We start from the raw sequence: 22,208 nt of genomic DNA on the forward strand, positions 1-22,208 counted from the left end.
CCGGAAGCGGGCATCACATCTAACAGGCGGCTAATTTCTGGTTCTGGGTTCATATTTTTTTGGGTTATTGGTTATTAGATTTATTGCATAATTTTTTTATTAATATGTCAACCGCAGATTCAAGGCAGATAAACGCAGATAAACGCAGATAATTTTTAGAGAGTTTCGGAATGCTTGCAATTTGAGTCTAATCTGTAGGGACACGGCATTGCCGTGTCCTTTTCCCGTAGCTCATTTAAGGGCTTTTCTTGGAGTCAGATTTGGGAGATTCTTGAGCTTTCGGAGTTGCTTTTTCACTCTTCGGCGAAGGCTTCGGACTGGCAATTGCTGGGGCAACTGACGGCTTTGAACTCGCGGCTGGGGATGGCAGCGGTTTGGGAGAATTAGGGGCGGTTAGCGGTGCAGCAGGGGCTGTCTTAGCGCCTAAAATGCTGGTGTCTCCGGTGTCAAAGGTGCCGGCGATGCAAGCGATCATCATTGTAGCTAAGGTTCCGACAAATAATGCTTTCCAACCGAGTTCGGAAATGTCTTTGCGGCGGGATGGAATTAGGGCGATTGTGCCACCGACAAATATGCCGACGGAGGCGAGGTGGGCGAAGCCGGAAAGGGCGTAACTGACAATTAACACTGTACGATCGCTCACCAGTCCTTTTGCCGATGCTTCTGCTAAACTTTGATAGGGCGGAATCGCTGTTTCTAACAACCTGCGACCGATAATTACTGACGCTTGCCAAGAGTCGTCTAATGAAACTCCTGTTAATAGCGTCAGGGGATAAAATAAGACTCCCAGAATGTTGGCTAAGGTGACAACTTTGAACAAGTCACCAATTGGGCCTGGCAAAATTGCCAGCCAGCCAAAGAATTGATTAATTAAGGAAACTAAGCCCAAGATTAAAATCAAAACAGCGGCAATGGCTACCGCCATTTTCACACCGTCTAATGAGCCAATTATCGCTGCATCCAAAGGACTGACTCGTTCGATTGGTTCTCCTCCAACAGTCTCTTGTTTGAATTCTTCGCCCTCGATTTCGGAAATTTCTTCGCCCACAAACTCGCGGCCTTTAGGCTTCGGCTCTTCCTTGGGAATGCCGCCCATTGTCAGGGGTACTCCCGTTTCCGGTACTAAGATTTTGGATAGGACAAAACAAGCGGGAATGGCGATAATTGAAGCTGAAACTAAATGCCCTAAAATATTTGGAAAAACTGGCTTTAAAAAACTGACATAAATGGCTAAAGTTGAAGAAGCTGCTGTGCCAAAACAGCAAGATAGGATTGCACAAAGTTCCGAACGAGTCATTTTTGGCAAATAAGGCTTGACGACAATGGCGGCTTCAATTCCTACGAAAATATTAGCAGCGCCGCTGAGGGCTTCCGCGCCACTCAACCGCATTGTCCTATAAAAGATTTTGGCAAAAAATTCGGTGATAATTTGAATCACGCCGATGTTGTATAGTAAGGCCATGAGGCCCGAAAAAAAGATGACTGTCGGTAAAGCTCTAAAGGCAAAAATATATCCTAAATTAACTGCCGGCTCTTGACCAGGTTTTGGTACAATATTGTTGCCGAATACAAATCTCGCTCCAGCGTCAGCAGCGGTGAATACTCCATCCAGTAAGCCAGTAAACCACTCTAGGGCGATGCGAGTAGGGGGGAACAGGAATACTAAAAATCCTAAGACTAATTGCAGGCCAATGCCCCAGATGATGACGCGCCAGGGAATATACTTGGACTGTCGGTTTTCTGAAAAAATCCAGGCGATCGCACACAAGCCAAAAATGCCCAAAAACGAGATAAGATTGTAGATAGACATGAGCCTAGTCCTTGAAATAGTTGAGAATGCCGATCGACGGTTTGCACCACATCAGTTATACTATTCATCTGACGGCAAATGTTAAAAAAAATAACTGGCAGATAACTTACGCACTCAACAGCGTACTTATGTCATTGCTTAGGTCATTCCCCAGTCTGCGGATCTTTCGCAACCCTTGATTTGCCGTAATTACCAGCAGTTTAGATAGAAACTCTAACACATGGAAGCTTTTGCTCCACATCCTCCTGAATGGACTGCGACGGCGGTTCACGCTAATGAGTTTTGCTGTCCCAAGTGCGGCGCTAGCTGTACGGATGCCGCTGAGGTCTGGATTAATCGCCGATCGCCAGTATACACCGAGTTCAACCGCCGCAAGTGGCAAGAATTTTACCGCTGCCAGTGCGGCGGCGTGTGGTGGGCCTGGAGTAACGATAGACCTCCTTCTGAACTTGTGCGTCGCGATGAAAGATCGGATCAGGACCCCGAGGATGATTTTTAGAACGGTGACAGAATTTTCGATTTTCGATTTTTGATTTTATTTAAAATTAGGGTAAGGTGCGCGGTCCGGCGCACCCAACATTTAGATAGGTGAGGGCCACTTCTAAACTAATCGAGCACGTCAAGTATTCCCTTGACTACGCCTTCCATGACTCTTTCAATTAAGCTCAATTCATTTTCGCCGATCGACTCATTTAAAAGCATTGACTTAATTCGCTGTCTGTCATCGCGAGTAAGTTCGCCTGACGAAAATATCCGCTCTACTATTTGTTCTGTTAGAAATGAGTAACTTTGACTTTGCATGGTTGGTCTCTAAAACCATCAATATTTTGTTTTTAACTTTATTAGAAAAGCCAGTTATTTTGTGGGTTTTTGCCGTCCCAGCCAATCAGTGTTCCAATCATAGGACTCTGGGGGCATTTTGTCAAGACATCGGCTGCAGATAAATATAAAATCTGCATTGTATTTCCGACATTGTGGCAACGGGTGGTTTTGGAGGGCGATCGACTGATGCCCTGTTCCTGCAAGCTCGATCGACCTCCGGCGGTGGCGGTGTTCGATCGACCTTTTTAAGTTTATTGGCACTTGGGCGGAACATTACACCTCAAAAAAAATCAAAACGATAAGATATTATAATTGATAAGGGAGAATTGGCTTTTCTGAATTCCCTCTTCCTTCCGGCTAATGACTAATGACTAAGAACTAATGACTAATGACTAATGATCTCGTTTCCGGTTGCATCGGAATGATTTAACCACAGAGGGCGCAGAGAACGCAGAGGGAGAGAATACAGAGATGAATAATTCCGATGCTACCGGATTTGATATGACTAATGACTAATGACTAATGGCTTCCTCCAATGACCTATTTTCGTTCTGCTCTATAGCGGTTCTCAAGAAAGTAAGGTATGCCCTATGCCCTATGCCCTATGCCCTATGCCCTATGCCCTATGCACGTCGGGTACCTCATGTTACTGAGAAAGGCTATAATTTTGACATTAGGTTTTTGGCTGCTACCGCTAGCAGTTCGATCGCAACCTGTCGTTCCTGCAAATGACGGCACTAATACTGTTGTTAAGTCCGAGCAAAACCGCACAGACATTAGTGGCGGACAATTGTCAGGAAACGGGGCAAATCTGTTTCACAGCTTCAGCCAATTTAATCTTAGCGAAGGTCAAATTGCTAATTTTCTAACTAATCCCAATATTCAAAATATTTTAGGGCGGATTTCCGGCGGCGATGTTTCCGTCATTAACGGTCTGATTTCCATAAGTGGCGGCAACTCGAATTTATTCTTAATGAATCCGGCGGGAATTGTCTTCGGTCAAAATGCTAGATTAAACGTGCCGGGGTCTTTTTTCGCGACAACTGCTACAGGTATTGGTTTCGGCGATGGCTGGTTTAATTCGGCCGGAATTAATGATTACAAAGCTTTAGTGGGAAATCCTAATCAATTTAATTTTAATAACTCACAAGTCGGTGCAATTGTCAATGCGGGAAACTTGGCAGTTGGCAGCGGGCAAAGTTTAACTTTGCTCGGTGGCACCGTTATTAATACAGGACAATTATCCGCTCCCAGCGGTCAAATAACAGTGGCTGCTGTTCCGGGAGAAAAGACAGTCCGGATCAGTCAAATAGGTAACTTATTGAGTTTAGAAATAACTCCGTCTTTGCAGTCGGAACAATCGGCGATCGCCCCGGTTTCTTTGCCTCAGTTGCTGACGGGTTCCGGCCTAGCGTCAGCCACAGGTTTAACGACTAACGAACAAGGTCAATTGGTACTGACTGGCGGCCAAACAGTGCCCGCAGTTGCCGGAAGTGCGATCGTCTCGGGTTCTGTCAATGTATTTGCTTTTTCTGGAATTGCGGGCGGCACAGTTAATATTTTAGGTGAAAAAGTAGGACTCTTCGGCGCAAATATTAATGCGAACGGGACCGACGGCGGAGGTACTGTGCGTGTCGGAGGCGGTTGGCAGGGGATGGAAACCGTGCCAAACGCACTGGTAACATACGTTAGTCCTGATTCTACGATCGCAGCAAACGCCATCGACCGTGGCAATGGCGGCACTGCGGTAATTTGGTCAGACAATATAACTCGCTTCTTCGGCAATATTACTGCTCGCGGGGGCATCGCCACAGGTAACGGCGGAAGAGTAGAAGTTTCCGGCAAAAATGCTTTAACTTTCCAAGGAGAGGTCGATACCCGCGCGACTAACGGTGCGATCGGCAATTTGTGGCTCGATCCGGCAAATATTACGATCGTCAGCGGTAACGGCCCCGCCAGCGCGCGATCGACTGGCGGGGAACTTCAATCGGCAGCAGAACCCCAGGAAACATCGATCTCAGAAGTGCAGTTGGAACAGATGACGGCCGGCAACAACGTGGTTATAGATACCCCCGGCAACCTTACCGTCCAAAACTTGCTCGATAACAAACTTTCCCTGCAAGCGAGAACCGGAGACACCGTAACATTTAGAGCGGGCCGAGTGTTTTATGTCAATGACCCCAAGGACTCAATCGAGACTCAAGGTGGCAACATCAACATTTTCGCCAGCAGCATCTCTGCGGGCGGACTTAATGCCAACGGCGGCAATATCGCTCTGACTGCTAACGGCATTGACTTGAGAGGTGGCAGCAATTCCGCAAGCAGTGTGGGGGGAACAATTCGCTTGCAGCCCAACGACAGCCGACAAATTCGGATCGGTGGCACCGGCGATATTTTGGGCATTTTGGACTTGACGGCAACGGATCTCGGCGCTTTGGCGGGGGATTTTAGTTCGATCGCGATCGGGCGCGAAAACGGTAGCACCTCGTCGATCGCGATCGTCGCACCCATTACCTTCAACAGCCCGCTGACACTTCAAGGCAGATTGATCGCGATCGACAATCCCCTGAACACAACCGGCAGCGCTAGCTTGACTCTCGACGCGCCCCAAACTGAGATCGGCGCCAACATTGCGACATCCGGCGCCGAGATCGCTTTTACAGGAAACGCATCCCTCAATGCTGACGTGGCTTTGAGCACAGCAGCTAGAGGCAACATTCTGTTCTCCGGTAGCCTAGACGGAGCTCGCGCCCTGAGACTAGACGCTGGGCGAGTGCTTTTCGGCGGTACAGTCGGTCAAGCTGCACCGCTGGCGAGTTTGTACGTCAACGCCCGCATTAGCGAGGTTTCGGGCAATATTGCGACATCGGGCGACATGACTTTCAACACGGCCGTCACAGTCAATCGCAGGACCGCCCTAGCCGCCACTACCGGCAATATCACTTTTGCCAATACCCTCGACAGCACCCCGGGCCGAGCAAATAATTTGACGCTGGGCGCTGGCGGCAACATTACTTTTGGCGGCAGAGTCGGTCAAAATCAGAGGTTGGGCCTGCTCTCGGCTGACGCTGTTAACGTGACGGCTGCTTCCACAATTGCAGCGGGCAGTTTGAGCGTTAACGCCCGAGATTCCGCTCGCTTCGGGGGGGACAGCACAGCCGCTTTGGGAGCCGATATCCAGGCAGGAAATGTCCTCTTAGAGGGTAATTTAAGGACGGATGGCGGCACCGTGAACCTGCAAGCAAGCGACGAGGTTTGGACGGGCAATATTACCTCGAACGGTGGGAACATTCGGGTTGAGGGGAATACTGTTGCAGCAGGTGCGATCGACTCGTCGGCGGCGGGAACGTCCGGCGCGATCGCTCTCAAAAGCAATGCCGGCCCTTTAACTGCGGGAGCTTTGAACGCTTCGGGAGCGATCGGCGGAAATATTGCCCTTACTTCGAGAGCGGGGATTTCGGCTCTCGATCTCAACTCCAGCGGCACTTCAAACGGAAACGGCGGGGGCGTCTCCCTGAGCGCGACGGGTAACATTCAGTTGGGCTTTATCAACGCTAGAGGCGGCAGATCCGGTGGCACTGGCGGCAACGTTGATGTGACAACCCTCGGTTTGTTTCGATCGAACAATGTTTTCAATGATGATATATCGGGCAATATTTCCAGTATTTCTACGAACGGAGGTGCGGGGGCGGGGGCGATCGCAATTCGCCACGGAGGCGGTATCCATCGACCGTTTGTAGTTGGCGGCGCGATCGACAATGGAACCAGAGGAAGCATTAATGCTGGCGCGGGAAACGCCATTTTGCCCAGTTTTTCCTTTGGGGAAACTTACACCCAGGGAAGTTTACCAAATCAGATTTCCCTAATTACACCGGGCGCGCCAAGAGTTCCTGCACCAATTCCCGAACCAATTCCCGAACCAATTCCCGAATCAATTCCCGAACCAATTCCCGAACCAATTCCCGAACCGCCTCTAGTGTCCGTAGATCCTGATCCGGCGCTGTCACTTCCTGCATCTTTGCAAGTAGAATTGGACTCGCCAACTCGAGACAAAAATTCCCTAATTAGCCCGGATATTTTCGCTACTTCTGGCAGAGCAGATCCCGCAGGTTCGGGAGTTGTAGAATTTGAGAAAACATTCACTCGCGAGTATGAAAAATATCTCGAGTTGCCCGCAAGAACGCCGATTACTAATATATCGGTAATTTACGAAACTCTTCGCAAAAACGAACAAACTACCGGGGTACAATCTGCAATTATTTATATGAATTGGGTCAGCAGCTCGGATGCAGCCGCGGCCAAAGAAAATGGTTCTGTGTTGGTGGCAAGTCGGGATTTATCTAATCTATTGCCTGTGAGAAAAAACCTCACCTCCGAGCCCCCTCGCCCCTTAGAACATAAGTTGGGGGAGAGGTTGTCGCCGCCGCAGGGCCAAGAAATTTCCGATGTTCCTAACGGGGAGCATTTAGAATTAGTGTTAGTCACAGCTAACGCTCAACCGGTGCGCGTTTTAGTTCCGGCGACAACCCGGTGGCAGGTGTTGCAGTTGGCTGACGCCTTGCAAACCGAAATAACTAATCCCCGAAGAAGAAGCAGCATTAGTTATTTGGATGCTGCTCAAAAACTTTATCGCTGGTTAATTGCGCCACTGGCCGCAGAACTGGCAGCTTTAAATATTGACAATTTAATTGTAATTCCGGCAGCAGGTTTGCGGAGTGTGCCCTTTGCGGCCCTTCACGATGGTAAACAATTTTTAGTTGAAAAATACAGCCTTAGCGTGATGCCGAGTCTGAGTCTGACTGATATTCGCTACGACAATATTGCGGATGATGAAATTTTGGCAATGGGGGCGTCGGTATTTGAAGATAAAGCGCCATTACCAGCGGTACCGGTGGAGTTAGAGTCGATCGCGCCGCCCTCAGAAGGAAAATCATTTTTGAATCAAGATTTTACTCTCGGGAATTTGCAACATCAGCGGACAAATCGGCATTTTGGAATCATTCACTTAGCAACTCACAGCGAATTCCAGCCAGGGGAACCGAAAAATTCTTACATTCAGTTGTGGGATACTAAATTGCGCATCGATCAAATGCGGCAGTTGCGGTGGAATGAACCGCCAGTGAATCTGTTAGTTTTAAGCGCGTGCAGTACCGCTTTGGGCGACGAAGAGGCAGAGTTGGGGTTTGCGGGTTTAGCGGTAGCTAGCGGTGCTAAATCGGCTTTGGCGAGTTTGTGGGAAGTCAGCGATGAGGGGACTTTGGGGCTGATGACGGAGTTTTACCGACAGTTGCGGATGTCGAGACGTGAGGGCAATTTGATGATTAAAGCCGAGGCTTTGCGGCGCGCACAATTGCAGATGCTGCGGGGGCGCGTGCGGATTCAAGACGGGATGTTGCGAGTCGAAGGGCTGTCTGTGATTCTAACTTTGCCTCCGGAAATTGCGGCGCGGGGCGATCGAGTGCTTTTGCATCCTTATTATTGGGCCGCCTTCACAATGATTGGCAATCCTTGGTAAAACGATCGCTAAACAGGCCTTAAACTGCGTCTCCCTGGTTGTTGATATCAAATCCGTTGACATCGGAATTATGCATCCCTCTCTTCTCTTTCTCTGTGTCCTCTGTGCCCTCTGTGGTTTAATCATTCCGATCTAACCGGAATTGATATGAGTTGGGCGTATAGGCTCAGCCCGCCCAAAATCAGCACAATCAGAGTGTTGAAAGCAGCTAAAAACCGTACAGTAAAAAAAGTTTTTTGAGAACTTATAAAGAATTTGAAAACTTGGCAATTTTATCGAATAAAGGCAGATACTTCAGAAAAAATGTCTCTAAGCAATAGAGATCGTTACTTATGCAGCGGCAGCCAAACCACAAATGTAGTGCCGCGATCGGTTGGAGATAAATGAGTTTCCCGAGAGGGCAGCCATTCAGGATTGAGTGGGGAAAATACTTCTATTTCTCCTTGCATTTGGCGGACTAAATCGCGGGCGATCGCCAAACCCAATCCTGTGCCGGGAATTTCTGTCTGCGCTTTTTCTCCCCGGTAGTGCCGCTCAAATAAATGCTCTAAATCCTGGGGAGGAATGCCGGCACCTGTGTCGCTGACTGCAACTGCTATCGCAGGCAATTGGCTGTATCCTGCCCGATCGCCCTCCGCTGCTTTGTACCTGACTTTAATATAAATTTGGCAGCCGGCAGGGGTATATTTCAAAGCATTGTCAATTAAATTGCTCAAAACTTCGCGCAAAGCTCGATCGTTCGCTGAGACTGGTGGCAAATCCGCCTCCAGGTCAGCTAGCAATTTCAGATGCCTTTCAGATGCGATCGCCTCGGCGGAAATTAACAGCGGTTTTAAGACTTCTGCCACAAAACAGGATTCCTGCAAATTGGCAGCAGGTGACAGCGACAGAGGAGAATGCCCGATTGATTCCACATTGGACATTGCTTTTTTTGAAGTGCCCGATGGCAGTTTTAGATGTCCTTCGCCGGTGTCAACAGTTCGATCGAACTGGCCCAGCAACTCTTGTAGGCGCTCGCTTTCTCGGACAATACTAAAAGCCACATTGCGGTTTTTGTCTTCCGGTACCAGCCGCCGCGCTAACAGCTTGCCAAAAGTTCGCAACGCTGTCAGCGGACTTTTGAACTGATGCAGCAAATTGTGCATCGTGTCGTAAACCTGAGCCTGGATTTGCCGAGCCGAACCCAATTCTTGCTGCATCCACTGCGATCGCTGGTCTAAAATGCAAGCTAGGGTTAAGGTGCGAGCAATTTGTTGCATCTGAGCCTCCTCTGGCTCGTTCCAAGCCCTGTCTTGCCGACCGCACACCAGGAGTCCCATGACAGCTCCCTCGTGTATCAGAGGCGCCACAAGTTGCCGACGCTGCTGCCACAGATTCTCCGGGCCTTGGCACTGATGGGAACTGCGCTCATTACCCCCAAGCGCCTCGGGTGCGATCGCCCCCACCGTTGATTCTTCCACAGGAACAACCGGCGGCGCCAGCAGTCGCGGCACTGGTTTCACTGTCGAGCTTTCGCAAGATTGCAACCTCAACCCCTGATTTTCTTCCGATTCGAGTGAGATTTCTGGGTAAACCGCGATCGGCACCAACTTTGCTTCGCTGCCTTCTACCAGCTCTTGTGTCAGGTATACCGCGCTGAATGTCGCGCCCAAACTGACGGTGATCGCCACCTGCGATCGGCAAAGCTTGACAAATTCTGAACTTGCTGGCATTAACATGAGCGCCACATTAAGATATCTAAAGGAATTCTAAGTAAATTACAACTGATCGGCAGCCCATTACAGATGAGAGACTTCTAGATTTCAGGTGTCTTCGCTTTGATATTCGGCAGCTATGTTGAAGCCCTGGGGCTTTAATGAACCAAAATTGCCCGGAATCCGGGTTCGCTCCGCTGCCACAGCTCCCGGATTCTTGGCTCTTGCCGGAAGTTGCCGCCGGCGATACCACAACCGCTACACTTTTGTCGATCGGCACCAATGTTAAGATTATGTCGATATATTAAAAACAGTTGAACTTTTGAGCGAGAACGGATATACTGACCTCGGATTTGGTAGCTATCATTACAACCTGTCTGCTCATACTGTCTGCTCACAGAGGAGGTAAAGAAATTGGCCAGGAGACGAAAACGCAAGAGTCGCCGCCGACAAGAAGGACGAAGAATTTTAGAGTGTGTGCCTCAATATAGCATCGAGAGCGGCGAAGATAAACCCGTAACAGCGGCTCGCAAGTTCATCCATGCCGAAGGCATTGCTCCCCCAGCTTTGCTGTTAGTCAAGCGTAACGAGCATACCACTGACAGATACTTCTGGGCTGAAAAAGGTTTATTTGGAGCCCAATACGTAGAAGAGAACCATTTCTTGTTTCCCAGCTTAAAGGTGATGTTGGAAGCTACCACAGAAAAAATTCCTGTGGTGTCAGCCAGTCGCGCATAGCTCAAAATGTTGAGCTCAAAACATTGACAGCAATGTTTTTCTAACTCTTTAAAAAAAAGCGCTAGAGTTCTCATTGTCTGGAGAGTGCCAACTGAAATTTCTGCGAAAAGTCCTTAGGAATTAGGGTATAAGGAGCCATCGCAACAGGCTGGATCGCTGCCGCGGGCGATCGCCACAATTGGCACTTTCACGATAATGGTTTTTTTTTGAGTGTTTTGTCACTCAAACAAACAGCCAACGAGAGAGCGGCTCTTTAGTCATCGGTTTGTCAGCTCGAAGTCGAAGTACGGCATCTAGCATATCAAAAAACGTTCCGCGCCAAACTTTTAATCGATCGGTTTCAAATCTAAAGCTTTTTGCATAGCTGCTAGTTCATCGCGGTGAGCTCTGACAGTCACAAAGCTCTTGGTTTGGCTTCCCGACTCAGCAACTGATTCGAGTTTGAGCGAGACTTGCTCAGAGCGTCCAGCTTTTTTCCAGTAAAATACCCCCGCCAGCGGCGACAGCAGTACCAAAGCTAGGAAAACTTGACCCTGCTCGGGAACTAGCATTCCCAAAACCAGCCCCAAGCACAGAGCGCCACCTGCACTCAGCAGAGTTAAAAAAATAGCCAAAAACCAACTCGGCCTGACAAAACCCTCAAACGTGACTTTATAGTTGGGGGCATCGACGGTTGCAACTCGGTAAGCCCTAGAAGCAAAATACTCTTGTAGCTGGGTTAACAGTGACTCTTGGGCGCTCTCGGAAGCAAGCTTGACTTGTTCGATTCTATCTTTGACCGAGGCCTTGATGAAGAAAAACAAGCCAACAGCCAGCAGCAGCGTTAGCACAAATGTTGAAGGAAGAACAGCAGTATCCATCGGTAGAAGTTTGTGTAATTGAAATTATCTACTCTTACTTTACAGAAATTTACATACGAAAGCGATCGAGGACTTACGCAGACACTTTTTTACCAAAATTCGCAGACAGCTTTGTAGCAAAGCGTTTTTCTCCCCATCACCAAATTACCCAATCTCTACCTCGTCGCTAATTCTCAAGTGACCCTGCGTAAGTCCTGACGAGCCGTGTAGATGCTTTAATGGCTGCGCGGCGATCGAGCAAAGCGAAGGCAATCGGGCAAATCGCTTTGCAAGTAGCGCCAGCTTCTCTTGGGTTTAGGCATCCGATTCAAACTCGGTTAACCCGTCTGACCAGTTTCTAAGGCGCGGGGCCGACGCCCTGACGCGCCGTTTCCCTGACCGATGTACTCGTGCCAGAGACGAGCCAGGTCTTGAGCTTGGTGCCGCCACTCAGGGAGGATTTGATACATCCGGCGGGGGCGGCCACGTCCTTCTACTTTTTTCCAGTAACCGGTGATTACGGCTTCATCCTCGAGGAATTTCAGAGCGCTGTAGAGCACGGTATCAGAAAGTCGGTAGATGGGGAATTCCCTCTCTAGTTGTCCGATGAGTTCTGTACCGTAGGAATCTCCCCGCAATAACACGGAGAGAATGTAGCACACCGCTAGTTCCTTGTTTAGATAAACAGGAGGGGGGTCTTGAAAAAATTGATAGATATGTTCAAACTTCATCTGTCTTGTCCGCTGGAAACTCTCGTGATACCGTCAGGTTAACGGGAGAGGAAAGCGGGGCGGGGGATGCCGCTTCCTAAGGATTAAGTGGGACACCGAGGAAACAGAGGTGCAGTATTTCCCCAGTGAATGTTGATAGCCCCAAACGCTTGTCCTGCACTTCGGTAATGTTTGCCTGCCCCAAGGTTGAGGAGCACTGGCCAAACTAGCGCAATTTTTTTCCTCTTCCAATGTATCGCAGCGACCATTGTCAAGTGTGCGATCGCAGGCATAAAGTTGGCAGTTACTTCCGGAGTTGGTGTTTTAACTGAAAATTAAAAATTCGCAACCTCCCGTCCGCCTTTGTCGGCCTCGTCTTTGCGCTCTAGCTTGTCTGATTTACTGTTGATGTTTGCGCTCAAGCGCAGGCTTTAAACCAAACTCAGACCTAACATGGCGCGCAGTGTAAAAGTTAGAAAGACAAAAGTCGCTACGATCGAACTAATCAGGGCGATCGCAGTTGCCGGTCGATCGAGCAGGGGTCTGAGTCGCTCGAACAGGAAAAAGAAAATTCCCAGACATATCGTAATGAAAAAGCGGGGGTAGCGAGAGACGTTATTAATAAAATCTTGCATGAGCTTGGTGGGGTAAAGTGTCACAGCTCGATCTTTGACTGGTAACACTTGTGAGCGAGTTAGACAATTTTGGCACAGCCGGAGCTAAATCTGCCGATCGGGCGATCGGGCATTTTTGCCTAGGCTTAGCTGACATATATAATTCTAACGAAAACTTTTCGCCGATCGATCGGGCACTGTCTGTTTAATGCCGGAATGCTAAGTCCGGTGACAACTTCTGAAGTATTTCTATTGAGTTCTAGTTGTGATAAATATTATAGTGCCGTTATTTCTAGATAAATGTCTGCTTCCGCACCTTCTTTCGTCTTGCCACGTCCCTTTCTGAAATGGGCTGGAGGTAAAACTAGGTTGATTGGACAATATCAACCTTATTTCCCTGAAAAGTTCACCACTTACTACGAGCCTTTTTTGGGCGGCGGAGCCGTATTTTTTTACTTAGCACAACAGCACCCTTCTTTGCAAGCTATTTTAACAGATATTAATCCTGAGTTGATTAATGCCTATTGCTGTGTCAGGGATAAAGTGGAGGAGCTAATTGAGCTTTTGTTCGATCACCAGTCAGAACACAGGAAGGACAATAAAGAGTATTATTACTCGGTGCGATCGCGCTCCTACAAAAAAGATACAGAAAAAGCAGCACGCCTAATTTACCTAAATAAAACTTGTTACAACGGCCTCTACAGAGAAAACTCAAAAGGTGAATTTAATGTTCCGATAGGTCGATACAAAAATCCTAACATTTGTCAACCCGATTTATTGCGCTCGGTCTCATCTTTACTCGCGCGCGCTCAAATTGAAGTCAGAAAGTTCGATGAAATTTTGGATTTTGCTACTAGCCGCGAAGACTTTGTTTATTTTGATCCGCCTTATTATCCTATCAGTGCCACGAGTAACTTTACGGCTTACAACCGGGATAATTTCCAAGAATCAGAACAGCTTAAACTGAGAGATATTTTTGCCGAACTTCCCGATCGCGGCGTGAAAGTTATGCTGTCTAATTCTAACTGCGATTTCATCCATAAAATCTACAGCGATAGTGAAGCTTTTAAAAAACCTAATCTGCCCAAACTCATTGAAATATCAGCGTCGCGTGGAATCAATTCTAATAGTTGCAAGCGCGGCAAAGTCAAGGAATTATTAATAGTTTCATTTTAGATTACACTTAAGTAAACTCTCTACATAAGCATATTTTATACGAGTAATATCAAATCCGGTAGCATCGGAATGGTAAAATACACTCAACAGCTATGCCCGATCACCTTCGTCGAAGGGTCAACAATTACGGACTGTGCAACCGAAATTTATATAATTCATCTGCGTTAATCTGTGTTTATCTGCTTATATCTGCGGTTAAAAAAAGAGAATCTCTTAACCGCAGATAACAATGGATTGACGCTGATTCACGCAGATGAATAAAATAGATAGATGAATAATTCCGATGCTAACAGAGTTGATATAACGCGTGGTTGCCCCGCAGGCGGCAAAGTTGCGTAAATCCTGTTACAGATATTTGTTAGCCCAGGTAATGAAACCTTCGAGCTTGTGAACTCCCAACAGATTTTGATTGTCAGGAATTTGTTTTTTAAACCAGTCGATGGAACCTTGCCTCATACCATCACCGCCCACTATAACAATAGTTGGCACCCGATAACAATTTTTAATATTTAAATTGAGGTAAGGATACTTCTCATCTACTGAACCTTTGTCTTCTTGCCACTTGCACTCAACAATTAGACCCAGAGGAAACAAACCGGAACCAACAATATAAAAATCGACATTTATTTCAGTTTCATAGATGCTAGACCCAATATAAACCTGTTTAGCATATCGCTTGGGATTTTCAGTAGAGATTAAGAGCCAATCTCGCTTGCGCTTTTTCGGCAACTGGGGACATATTTCGAGATATCCGTGGCCTCTCAACGTACCTTCTACAGTTGTTTCTAAAACAAAACCAGTTTTATTGGCTCTCACACCCCTATTCATTTTGTTGGCTCCTAAATATAATCTGAATTAAGCCGATCGCACATCGATCGTTCCCCTGTCAAAAACCCGTTTGTCAGTACCGATAGAACTGACAAACATCCGGTCTTCATAGACATCAAACGTCGCAAAACTCAGGCGGCTGGCCGAATACTCCGTCCACTCAGAACGCCCCACCGGACGAGTGCCCGCGCCGGCCCCACAAATTAAATAAGTCGTACCGTTAATCGATCGAGTGCGTTCGTAACTGTGCTCGTGTCCGTTGATATAAAGCTGCACGCCGTACTTTTGAAACAAAGGCGCCAAAGTCTTAATAAAAGATTGACTCGATCCGTACACGCCAGAGGAATAAACCGGGTGGTGACCGAACACAACTTTCCAAGGTGCGGTGCTCTGACTCAACTCTTTTTCCAGCCAAACAAGCTGATTTTCCCAGTCAGCATTGTGATTGGTATCTAAAGCAAAAAACTGTACCGGATCGCGCCGAAAAGTATAGTAGCGACCTTGCATATTAAAACCGGGATATTTAACTTGCGGATCGCCGTTAGCAGTGCGGATGTCGTGATTTCCCAGACAAGCATAAAATTTTACGTCTTGCTGCAATAACGGCCCATAAGGTTGCTCGAAAACAGCATTAATTTTTTCAAATTCGCCGTTATTGTAGATATTGTCGCCGGCGAGAACAGCAACATTAAAAGGGTTTTCCCGGTGATATTGCGCCATCGCCTCAGCCACAGCATACTGACCTTCAGCGCCGGTACCGGTGTCGGCCACCGAAATAAAGCGTAAAATAGGCGGTGAGGCCGGCAATGGGACGATCGTCCTTTCTGCCTCAACGTTAGAAGCCACAGCAGCATCGGTGTCCGTACCCCAGGAAGTCCGAAGCTGAAACATTTTCCAGATTCCGGCAAAACCTAAGCTGCTGAGACTGCCTAAAATTAGAAAGTGACGGCGTTTGATGCTCATGTTTGATTCAGTTACAACTAATGAAATGATAAATTAAGGTTGAGATGGCTCAACTAAAAATTTATCCCTTTTAGATATATTTGCAACGCCCCAAGGCAAAGAAAATGTCAGAAGAACAACTAAACCAGTCAATTCCAGAACCCTCTCAATCTCAGACACCGGAGGTTGACTCGCCTGCAAAGTCTGCCCCCACTGGTAGCAAAACTCAAAATGCCAGCAGCGCTGTTCCCAAAAATCAGAGAATCAATGCTTTGATAGCCTCGATTGGGAATTTGGGAAAAAAAGGCAAAAAATTAGCAGCAGAACCCCCGTTGCAGGCCCAAAAGCCCGCGCCTACCGCTTCTGACTCAGCAACAACAACTCCTCCGGCTGTTGCTGCGGAAGTTAACAGCGTGCCGCCAAAAGTTGCTGTAAAATCCGATAAAAAGTCTGTCTCAAAACGCAGCGAGGGGAGTTTTTTAGAGACAGTCGGTGTAGTTTGGCAAAGTATTGTGCGGCTAGTGCGGGATCTGCTACCGCCCTCTGCGAACCAGAATCTGTCCGATCCAATTTTAAACGCCGCCATAGCAGCAATTTTGATCGTTGCAGTCGGTTTAACTCTCAACAGTTTCTCGGCAAAACCGCCCCAGAAACTAGCAAAAGTGCCTTTGGCAGCAGCGCAGCAGTCGCCACCAACCTTTGACGATTTTATGGCGTCGGGAACGCCGAAATCACCAGAGGCGATCGCACCGTCTGAGCCAATATCTGCTAAATTCAAAAGCAACTTGCCCGATTTAGTGGCCCCGGAAAAACCGCAACCAGTAGAAATTATCCCACCGCCGCCGCTGACGCCGGAACAAACTCTGATTGCTGCGATTCAAAATCAAGTTGCTGAAATTACGAATCGACTTGGCGGCGGTTTAGTTGAGTCTGTTCAAGCTAATTTTTATAGCAGCAGTTTGACGGTAAAAGTCGCTGAAGATTGGTACAAACTCAGCGAGATCGAGCAAAATCAACTAGCAACTAAAATGTGGAAAGAAGCTAATTCACTCGATTTCAGCCATCTAGAAATTGCGAATAGGGAAGGGAAGTTAATAGCTAGAAGTCCGGTTGTTGGTTCGGAAATGATTATTTTGGATAGAGGAATTAATTAGAATTTCAATTGTCTGTATCTGTCAACCATCACACCAGCCTTAAAGTCCAGAACAGAGAACCTAATTATGTAGGGTGCGAAGTGCGCACCTTACCGCTGCTGATTTTTTTGATAAATCTCCAACTTTTCAAAACTCCGACAGAATGCTAGCATTAAATTATATCATGTCGGCGGTCACGACCACAATTAAATAGGTTGGTAGTGAGGACTTCAGTCCTCATAAAAATACTAGGAATGCAGTCCTAACTAGAAACCTTAGAACGCTTATTTACCGGACATTAAATTAATTAACTTTGAGGAAAATTGAAAAATGACAATTTTAACTCAAGTCGAACAAGTAGAAATTGAATATCCCAGCAGCGACGGAGAGCCGATGGCTGAAAGCGACATCACGCGCGATTACATGACTTACAGCGTTGAAGCTGTCAAGCTTTATTTTCAAGAACGTTCTGATGTTTACGTGTCAGCCAATTCTTTTATATATTATGAAGAAGGAAACAACCAGGCAGTTGTGGCCCCGGATGTTTATGTGGTGTTTGGAGTTGCCAACCGCAAAAGGGATAATTATAAAGTTTGGGAAGAAGGGGGAATTACTCCCGATTTTGTGTTAGAAATTACTTCGGAAACAACTCAAACGAAAGACCAAGAGACCAAACCTGAAATTTATCGGGCTTTGGGAGTTACGGAATATTTTCAGTACGATCCGTCGGGAGATTACCTGAATCCGATTTTACAGGGAGTACGTCTAATAAACAATCAGTACGAGCCGATTGCAGCGAACAATATCGCTTTTGATACGCTGTGGTTGTTCAGTGAAGTGCTGGGACTGGAATTGCATATAATTTCAGGAGAATTGAGGTTTAGAGTTCCTGAAACGGGTGAGTTTTTGAAGACTCACAAGGAAGAAAACCAAGGACGACTGGCGGCGGAACAAGCACGACTGGCAGCGGAGTCAACATTGCGCGAACTCGTAACTCAACTCTTAAATTCTGGAATGAGTCTGGAACAGGTAGCGCAAATGATGAATTTATCAACCGTGGAAGTGACACGATTGGTAGGGGAAAACTTTTGATCGATCGCACTTTTCCCAGATATCAAGGATAGTGCGATCGAAGTAGAGGACAAAATGTGAATAGTCAACAGTCAACAGTTAACAGTCAACAGTCCACAGTTAACAATTAACGAATGACTAGAGAGGCTTATTAGTAGGTTTAAAACCCTGCTTTTGAAAATAGGTTCTAAATACCTCAAGAGCAATTGGTGCCGCCGATACTGCACCAAATCCGCCCCCTTCAACAATAACTGCGATCGCAACTTCAGGTTTGTCAGCAGGAGCAAAACCCACATACATAGAATTGTCAGGATGACCGGGCATTTCCACAGTCCCAGTCTTACCAGCACTTAAAGGAATAGTACCGTCATTCATGCCGCGGCCTGTACCTTTTTTCACCACGTCCATCAATCCCTGGCGAACGACGTTTAAAGTTGCAGGCTTAATACCTGTTGAAATTTTTTGAGTTATAGGAGTATTGGTTTGAGAAGCCAACAAATGGGGCTGCACTCGCAAACCGCCATTGGCAATAGTTGACACCATCACAGCCAATTCTAGGGGAGTACAAAGTACCAAACCCTGACCGATCGCCATTGTTACCGTATCGCCAACATACCAATCTTCCCCATACATTTTATTTTTCTCTGCTGGGATCGGAACTTGACCGTGATTGGCGCCGTCAATCCCCAAAAGATCTAAATTAATAGTACCGCCAATGCCCATTTTTTTAGCCCATTTCGCCATTTCTTCCGGCCCGGCAGCCATACCTACTTGATAGAAAAACGTATTGCTGCTGTAGGCTAAAGCATCGCGGAAACCGATAACGCCGTAACCGGCGCCGTGTTCGTTAAAGGAAATTCCGCCGATGTTAATTGAAGCAGAACTTACCAAAGTCGAGTCAGGAGAAAACTTGCCAGACTCCATCCCGGCTACAGCAGTTACAATCTTAAAAGTGCTGCCGACTGGATAGCCTTGAACGGCCCGATTTAAAAATGGTTTGTCTGGCCCTTGCAGTCGATCCCATTCTTCTTGACTTACCTTGCGGGTAAAAATATTGGGGTCAAATGTCGGCCAACTAGCCATTGTTAAAAGAGCTCCGGTTTTCACGTCGATCGCCACAACCGCACCCAGGCGATCGCCCAAAGCTTTTTCCGCAGTTTTCTGCATATCTAAATCTAAAGTTAGCTGCACGGGTTTGCCGGGAATAGGAGCTTTTACACCTAAATCTTGGATTTCTTCGCCCTTAGCATTCACCTCGATTAAACGGTTTCCCCAAACGCCCTCTAAAGTTGAATTGGCTAATTTTTCAACTCCCATCTGACCGACGATCATTCCCATCGGATATGCAGGATTAGCTTTTAATTGATCTAAACTAGCTTCGCCGACGTATCCCAAAAGGTGAGCTGCTAATTGCTGGTGGGGATTGTCTCGGCTCGATTCTACGCGAATTTCAACTCCCCGCAAAGTATTAGCTTGCTCTCCCAACGCGACGAAAGTACCGACATCAATATCCTTAGTAATTCGCACTGGTAGGGCCGATCTGTAGCCAACTCCATCGATTTTTTTGATAATTTCGGCTGCGGGAAGTTTGACGATCGGACCGAGTGTAGCGGCGATCTCTTGCCACTCCTTGGCCGATCGCTCTTTTGGCCACAAATAGACCGATCGAGATACGCGGTTGGCTGCAAAAATTTGGCCGCTGCGGTCTAAAATTTGACCCCGAGTCGCTGGGACTGAAACAGGGCGAATGCGGTTATTTTCCGCCCGCTGTCGGTTGTAGGCTCCCTGTACCAGTTGCAGTTCGGCTAGACGAAATGTCGGCAGTGTCACCAAGGTAGTGACTAGCACCATAAAAATCATAGCTTGTAACGATCTGCTGCCTTGCCGTGCAGGATTGTTTAAGCCTTTTTTGTCGAATCGGACTTTAGAGTTAAAAGAAAAATCGCCAGCCATATTAATTAATCTGCTCTTTTTATTCAACTAACACGTTGATATGGTTCCCATCCGGATTATTTTGCGGATGATACAGCGATTATAACTTCTAACTCTTTAGGGACAGAGATAAATTCGGCCTATTGGCAGACGAATCCGCCGGATTGTTTGATTAGAATATGTATTAAATATCTGGTTTTTCTGACAATTCAACTGTTAAGGAGTTACGAGCGCTGTGGAACCGATCGATTTTTTGATTGCTTGGCTGGTGACGGGTAGCAGCTTGCTGCTGATTTCCCAACTGCCGATCGGCGTACAAATTGACAGTACACCGAAAGCAGTAATTTCTGCTGCGGTTTTGGGAATTTTGAATGTTTTAATTTTGCCCATTCTAAAAGCAGTTTTTTTCCTACCGAACCTGCTGACGCTGGGATTGCTTTCCGGCGCCTTTGCTTTTGTAATGAACGTGATTGTTTTTGCCTCGGCTGCGAAGTTAGTTGAAGGATTTAGCTTGCGGATGGGTCTTTGGAGCGCGGTACTGGGAGCGATCGCCTTGGCGGCAGTTAGCAGCTTTATCAACGGCGCGCTGATTTAGGATCGCGAATTAAATAACTTACAATTTTAATTGTTATTGTGGGACGGGCGGGACGCCCATCCCACAAACTTGTGGAAGTTATTTAATTCTCATTCCTTAGCAACTTCCCTTGATAAAGGGCGATTAAAATCGCCCGATATTTCCCACCCTTACCTTGCGCGTTTCGTTGGTCTACAAGCGATTTCTATCGCCGAATATTTATTCTCCCTTCTTACTTCTTCCTTCAATCCGTAAAATCCGTAAAATCCGTAAAATCCGTTAAACAATCCGTTGCCGAACTTCCTCCTCTCTGTTAAATTCGTTAACTGAGATGTTGCACCATTCTCAATAAGCTTTTTATGAACAGGCAAGATGCCTGTTCCACAAGAAAATTCACTCTTTGTGGAACAGGCCGGAAAGCCTGTTCTTGAGAATGGTGCAAGATGTGAGTTAAATCACTTACACTCATCCGTTGCCGAACTTACTTCCTAATCACAGAATTATAGGCTGTCACCTTAATATCAATCCCAGTAATATCTGTGCCGACAACAACAGCCACCGCTCCTAAGTCCAATGCTTTTTTTGCCATGGACGGCCCAGCGATCCCGCCTTCGCAGATAACGGGAACCTTAAGCTTTTCTACCATTTCCGCCAGCAAATCAAATCCGGGCGGCGAGAAATTTTCCGTCTGAGCAGTGTAGCCAAAAAGAGTAGTTGCTACAGTATCTGCGCCTGCTTGGGCTGCCGCGATCGCAGCTTCTATGGTATCTACATCCGCCATCACTAATTTGCCCAATTCGCTGTGAATTTGCGCGATTAATGTCTTTAAATCTTCGCCCCCAGCAGGACGGTTTCTCAGAGTAGCGTCAATGGCGATAATATCGGCTCCTGAAGCGGCGATCGCCTGCGCGTCTTCAAACCGAGGAGTAATGTAAATCTCGCATCCCGGCAATTGCTGCTTCCAAATCCCAATTATGGGAGCGGATACCTGTTTTCGCACCGCCGCAATGTGAGCCGGAGTGTCAATCCGCACGCCCGCCGCTCCTCGATTGACTGCGGTTCGAGCCATTGCCGCAATTACGATCGGATCGTGCAGCGGCGAATCAGTAGGTGCTTGACAAGAAACAATTAATCCTGTAGGAATTTGACAATTAATCATGGCGAATTGGGAATGGGGAATTGGGCATGGGGGATTGGGCATGGGGGATTGGGCATGGGGAATTGGGCATGGGGCATGGGGCATGGGGCATCGGGCATGGGGAATTGGGCATGGGAATGGGGCTTTTTTTGTAATTTATTCCCTGTGCCCTATTGAACTCAAATAAGCGTTAAGTTTTGGTAGTAATTTATCGACTATTGGTTTAAATTTGCTTACTTCTTCGCTTGTGATAAGTTGTCTAGCATAGGCTAATCTTAACCAGCTTACTGTTTCGTACAAAGAGCCTCTCGCAATTTTTACAAAACGCCGATTATCTTGGTCATTATAACGACCTCTTCCTTCAGCAATATTAGCACAGACACTATCAGCAGACCGAACGATCTGTTTGCCCATCGTATCTTTGGTGAAGTAATCCCATTTTTTAACAATTTCCCAAATCTGATTCGCCAAACTTTCCGCCAACTTATAAACCTCTAATTCCTCAAAATCAGGTCTTCCCATAATTGCCTCAAAAACTCAATTATATTAAATGCCCCATGCCCCATGCCCCATGCCCCATGCCCCATGCCCCATGCCCCATGCCCCATGCCCCATGCCCCATGCCCCATGCCCCATGCCCCATGCCCCATGCCCCATGCCCCATGCCCCATG

At 47.2% G+C, this 22,208-nt stretch carries 21 protein-coding genes; 10 read left to right on the top strand and 11 right to left on the bottom strand.

Annotated features, from left to right (window positions below):
* Nucleotides 1-235: 235 nt before the first annotated feature.
* Nucleotides 236-1,810, bottom strand: coding sequence for a nucleoside transporter C-terminal domain-containing protein (locus ACUVJL_RS20115; protein WP_445247454.1), 1,575 nt, complete (start codon nt 1,808-1,810; stop codon nt 236-238).
* Between the two features lie 220 nt (nt 1,811-2,030).
* Between ACUVJL_RS20115 and ACUVJL_RS20120 the strand changes: the two genes are divergently transcribed.
* Nucleotides 2,031-2,309, top strand: coding sequence for a hypothetical protein (locus ACUVJL_RS20120; RefSeq protein WP_445247455.1), 279 nt, complete (start codon nt 2,031-2,033; stop codon nt 2,307-2,309).
* Between the two features lie 107 nt (nt 2,310-2,416).
* Here ACUVJL_RS20120 and ACUVJL_RS20125 read toward each other — a convergent pair whose 3' ends face one another.
* Nucleotides 2,417-2,611, bottom strand: a complete 195-nt coding sequence (locus ACUVJL_RS20125) for a hypothetical protein (RefSeq protein ID WP_332961258.1) — start codon at nt 2,609-2,611, stop codon at nt 2,417-2,419.
* 69 nt (nt 2,612-2,680) lie between these two features.
* Between ACUVJL_RS20125 and ACUVJL_RS20130 the strand changes: the two genes are divergently transcribed.
* On the top strand, nt 2,681-2,881 hold the full coding sequence (locus ACUVJL_RS20130; RefSeq protein ID WP_445247456.1) for a hypothetical protein: 201 nt from the start codon (nt 2,681-2,683) through the stop codon (nt 2,879-2,881).
* A gap of 394 nt (nt 2,882-3,275) precedes the next feature.
* Nucleotides 3,276-8,147: a CHAT domain-containing protein gene (locus tag ACUVJL_RS20135; protein WP_445247457.1), complete on the top strand. Its 4,872-nt coding sequence runs from the start codon at nt 3,276-3,278 to the stop codon at nt 8,145-8,147.
* Between the two features lie 326 nt (nt 8,148-8,473).
* On the opposite strand, the gene ACUVJL_RS20140 is transcribed toward ACUVJL_RS20135, so the two are convergent.
* Nucleotides 8,474-9,859 carry a GAF domain-containing sensor histidine kinase gene (locus ACUVJL_RS20140; RefSeq protein WP_445247458.1) on the bottom strand — a complete coding sequence of 462 codons (1,386 nt, stop codon included), beginning with the start codon at nt 9,857-9,859 and terminating at the stop codon, nt 8,474-8,476.
* 143 nt (nt 9,860-10,002) lie between these two features.
* Between ACUVJL_RS20140 and ACUVJL_RS20145 the strand changes: the two genes are divergently transcribed.
* Nucleotides 10,003-10,149, top strand: coding sequence for a hypothetical protein (locus tag ACUVJL_RS20145; protein ID WP_445247459.1), 147 nt, complete (start codon nt 10,003-10,005; stop codon nt 10,147-10,149).
* Between the two features lie 106 nt (nt 10,150-10,255).
* Nucleotides 10,256-10,579, top strand: a complete 324-nt coding sequence (locus tag ACUVJL_RS20150) for a DUF3155 domain-containing protein (RefSeq protein WP_006635576.1) — start codon at nt 10,256-10,258, stop codon at nt 10,577-10,579.
* Between the two features lie 326 nt (nt 10,580-10,905).
* Here the strand turns inward: ACUVJL_RS20150 and ACUVJL_RS20155 are convergent, their stop codons facing one another.
* From ACUVJL_RS20155 to ACUVJL_RS20165, 3 genes are all read right to left on the bottom strand, one after another.
* A complete protein-coding gene (locus tag ACUVJL_RS20155) occupies nt 10,906-11,439 on the bottom strand; it encodes a cofactor assembly of complex C subunit B (protein WP_445247460.1) in 534 nt (177 codons plus the stop codon).
* A gap of 317 nt (nt 11,440-11,756) precedes the next feature.
* Entirely contained in the window at nt 11,757-12,149 is a 393-nt protein-coding gene (locus ACUVJL_RS20160) for a PadR family transcriptional regulator (RefSeq protein ID WP_190745100.1), read from the bottom strand.
* A gap of 410 nt (nt 12,150-12,559) precedes the next feature.
* Nucleotides 12,560-12,763, bottom strand: a complete 204-nt coding sequence (locus tag ACUVJL_RS20165; protein WP_190745103.1) for a DUF751 family protein — start codon at nt 12,761-12,763, stop codon at nt 12,560-12,562.
* 50 nt (nt 12,764-12,813) lie between these two features.
* On the opposite strand from ACUVJL_RS20165, the gene ACUVJL_RS20170 reads away from it, so the two are divergent.
* Both ACUVJL_RS20170 and ACUVJL_RS20175 read left to right on the top strand, forming a co-directional pair.
* Nucleotides 12,814-12,951: a hypothetical protein gene (locus ACUVJL_RS20170; RefSeq protein WP_445247461.1), complete on the top strand. Its 138-nt coding sequence runs from the start codon at nt 12,814-12,816 to the stop codon at nt 12,949-12,951.
* A gap of 91 nt (nt 12,952-13,042) precedes the next feature.
* Complete coding sequence (locus tag ACUVJL_RS20175) at nt 13,043-13,918, top strand: DNA adenine methylase (RefSeq protein ID WP_445247462.1); 876 nt, start codon at nt 13,043-13,045, stop codon at nt 13,916-13,918.
* A 345-nt stretch (nt 13,919-14,263) separates the two neighbouring features.
* On the opposite strand, the gene ACUVJL_RS20180 is transcribed toward ACUVJL_RS20175, so the two are convergent.
* On the bottom strand, nt 14,264-14,734 hold the full coding sequence (locus tag ACUVJL_RS20180) for a PD-(D/E)XK nuclease superfamily protein (RefSeq protein WP_445247463.1): 471 nt from the start codon (nt 14,732-14,734) through the stop codon (nt 14,264-14,266).
* A gap of 39 nt (nt 14,735-14,773) precedes the next feature.
* A complete protein-coding gene (locus ACUVJL_RS20185; protein WP_445247464.1) occupies nt 14,774-15,709 on the bottom strand; it encodes a metallophosphoesterase family protein in 936 nt (311 codons plus the stop codon).
* A 104-nt stretch (nt 15,710-15,813) separates the two neighbouring features.
* Between ACUVJL_RS20185 and ACUVJL_RS20190 the strand changes: the two genes are divergently transcribed.
* Together ACUVJL_RS20190 and ACUVJL_RS20195 are read left to right on the top strand one after the other, a co-directional pair.
* Nucleotides 15,814-16,842, top strand: a complete 1,029-nt coding sequence (locus tag ACUVJL_RS20190) for a hypothetical protein (protein WP_445247465.1) — start codon at nt 15,814-15,816, stop codon at nt 16,840-16,842.
* 309 nt (nt 16,843-17,151) lie between these two features.
* Nucleotides 17,152-17,913 (top strand): Uma2 family endonuclease, encoded by a 762-nt coding sequence (locus ACUVJL_RS20195; RefSeq protein WP_445247466.1) that lies wholly within the window; start codon nt 17,152-17,154, stop codon nt 17,911-17,913.
* A 117-nt stretch (nt 17,914-18,030) separates the two neighbouring features.
* Here the strand turns inward: ACUVJL_RS20195 and mrdA are convergent, their stop codons facing one another.
* Entirely contained in the window at nt 18,031-19,845 is a 1,815-nt protein-coding gene (gene mrdA / locus ACUVJL_RS20200; RefSeq protein ID WP_445247467.1) for a penicillin-binding protein 2, read from the bottom strand.
* 214 nt (nt 19,846-20,059) lie between these two features.
* Between mrdA and ACUVJL_RS20205 the strand changes: the two genes are divergently transcribed.
* Entirely contained in the window at nt 20,060-20,419 is a 360-nt protein-coding gene (locus ACUVJL_RS20205; protein WP_333443117.1) for a phage holin family protein, read from the top strand.
* Nucleotides 20,420-20,879: 460 nt separating this feature from the next.
* On the opposite strand, the gene ACUVJL_RS20210 is transcribed toward ACUVJL_RS20205, so the two are convergent.
* Both ACUVJL_RS20210 and ACUVJL_RS20215 read right to left on the bottom strand, forming a co-directional pair.
* Complete coding sequence (locus tag ACUVJL_RS20210) at nt 20,880-21,557, bottom strand: N-acetylmannosamine-6-phosphate 2-epimerase (RefSeq protein WP_445247468.1); 678 nt, start codon at nt 21,555-21,557, stop codon at nt 20,880-20,882.
* Nucleotides 21,558-21,692: 135 nt separating this feature from the next.
* Nucleotides 21,693-22,058 (bottom strand): four helix bundle protein, encoded by a 366-nt coding sequence (locus ACUVJL_RS20215; protein ID WP_445247469.1) that lies wholly within the window; start codon nt 22,056-22,058, stop codon nt 21,693-21,695.
* Nucleotides 22,059-22,208 lie beyond the last annotated feature (150 nt).

Origin of the sequence: Microcoleus sp. OTE_8_concoct_300 (assembly GCF_031383065.1) — a bacterium.
In the GTDB taxonomy this organism is placed as follows: domain Bacteria; phylum Cyanobacteriota; class Cyanobacteriia; order Cyanobacteriales; family Microcoleaceae; genus Microcoleus.

Bases quoted from the DNA above. Each gene is read 5' to 3' on its own strand.
- ACUVJL_RS20190 (WP_445247465.1), top strand. From the start codon at position 15,814: ATGTCAGAAGAACAACTAAACCAGTCAATTCCAGAACCCTCTCAATCT.
- ACUVJL_RS20160 (WP_190745100.1), bottom strand. From the start codon at position 12,149: ATGAAGTTTGAACATATCTATCAATTTTTTCAAGACCCCCCTCCTGTT.
- ACUVJL_RS20135 (WP_445247457.1), top strand. From the start codon at position 3,276: ATGTTACTGAGAAAGGCTATAATTTTGACATTAGGTTTTTGGCTGCTA.
- ACUVJL_RS20195 (WP_445247466.1), top strand. From the start codon at position 17,152: ATGACAATTTTAACTCAAGTCGAACAAGTAGAAATTGAATATCCCAGC.
- ACUVJL_RS20175 (WP_445247462.1), top strand. From the start codon at position 13,043: ATGTCTGCTTCCGCACCTTCTTTCGTCTTGCCACGTCCCTTTCTGAAA.
- ACUVJL_RS20145 (WP_445247459.1), top strand. From the start codon at position 10,003: ATGAACCAAAATTGCCCGGAATCCGGGTTCGCTCCGCTGCCACAGCTC.
- ACUVJL_RS20210 (WP_445247468.1), bottom strand. From the start codon at position 21,557: ATGATTAATTGTCAAATTCCTACAGGATTAATTGTTTCTTGTCAAGCA.
- ACUVJL_RS20215 (WP_445247469.1), bottom strand. From the start codon at position 22,058: ATGGGAAGACCTGATTTTGAGGAATTAGAGGTTTATAAGTTGGCGGAA.
- ACUVJL_RS20115 (WP_445247454.1), bottom strand. From the start codon at position 1,810: ATGTCTATCTACAATCTTATCTCGTTTTTGGGCATTTTTGGCTTGTGT.
- mrdA (WP_445247467.1), bottom strand. From the start codon at position 19,845: ATGGCTGGCGATTTTTCTTTTAACTCTAAAGTCCGATTCGACAAAAAA.
- ACUVJL_RS20165 (WP_190745103.1), bottom strand. From the start codon at position 12,763: ATGCAAGATTTTATTAATAACGTCTCTCGCTACCCCCGCTTTTTCATT.
- ACUVJL_RS20185 (WP_445247464.1), bottom strand. From the start codon at position 15,709: ATGAGCATCAAACGCCGTCACTTTCTAATTTTAGGCAGTCTCAGCAGC.
- ACUVJL_RS20155 (WP_445247460.1), bottom strand. From the start codon at position 11,439: ATGGATACTGCTGTTCTTCCTTCAACATTTGTGCTAACGCTGCTGCTG.
- ACUVJL_RS20140 (WP_445247458.1), bottom strand. From the start codon at position 9,859: ATGCCAGCAAGTTCAGAATTTGTCAAGCTTTGCCGATCGCAGGTGGCG.
- ACUVJL_RS20125 (WP_332961258.1), bottom strand. From the start codon at position 2,611: ATGCAAAGTCAAAGTTACTCATTTCTAACAGAACAAATAGTAGAGCGG.
- ACUVJL_RS20120 (WP_445247455.1), top strand. From the start codon at position 2,031: ATGGAAGCTTTTGCTCCACATCCTCCTGAATGGACTGCGACGGCGGTT.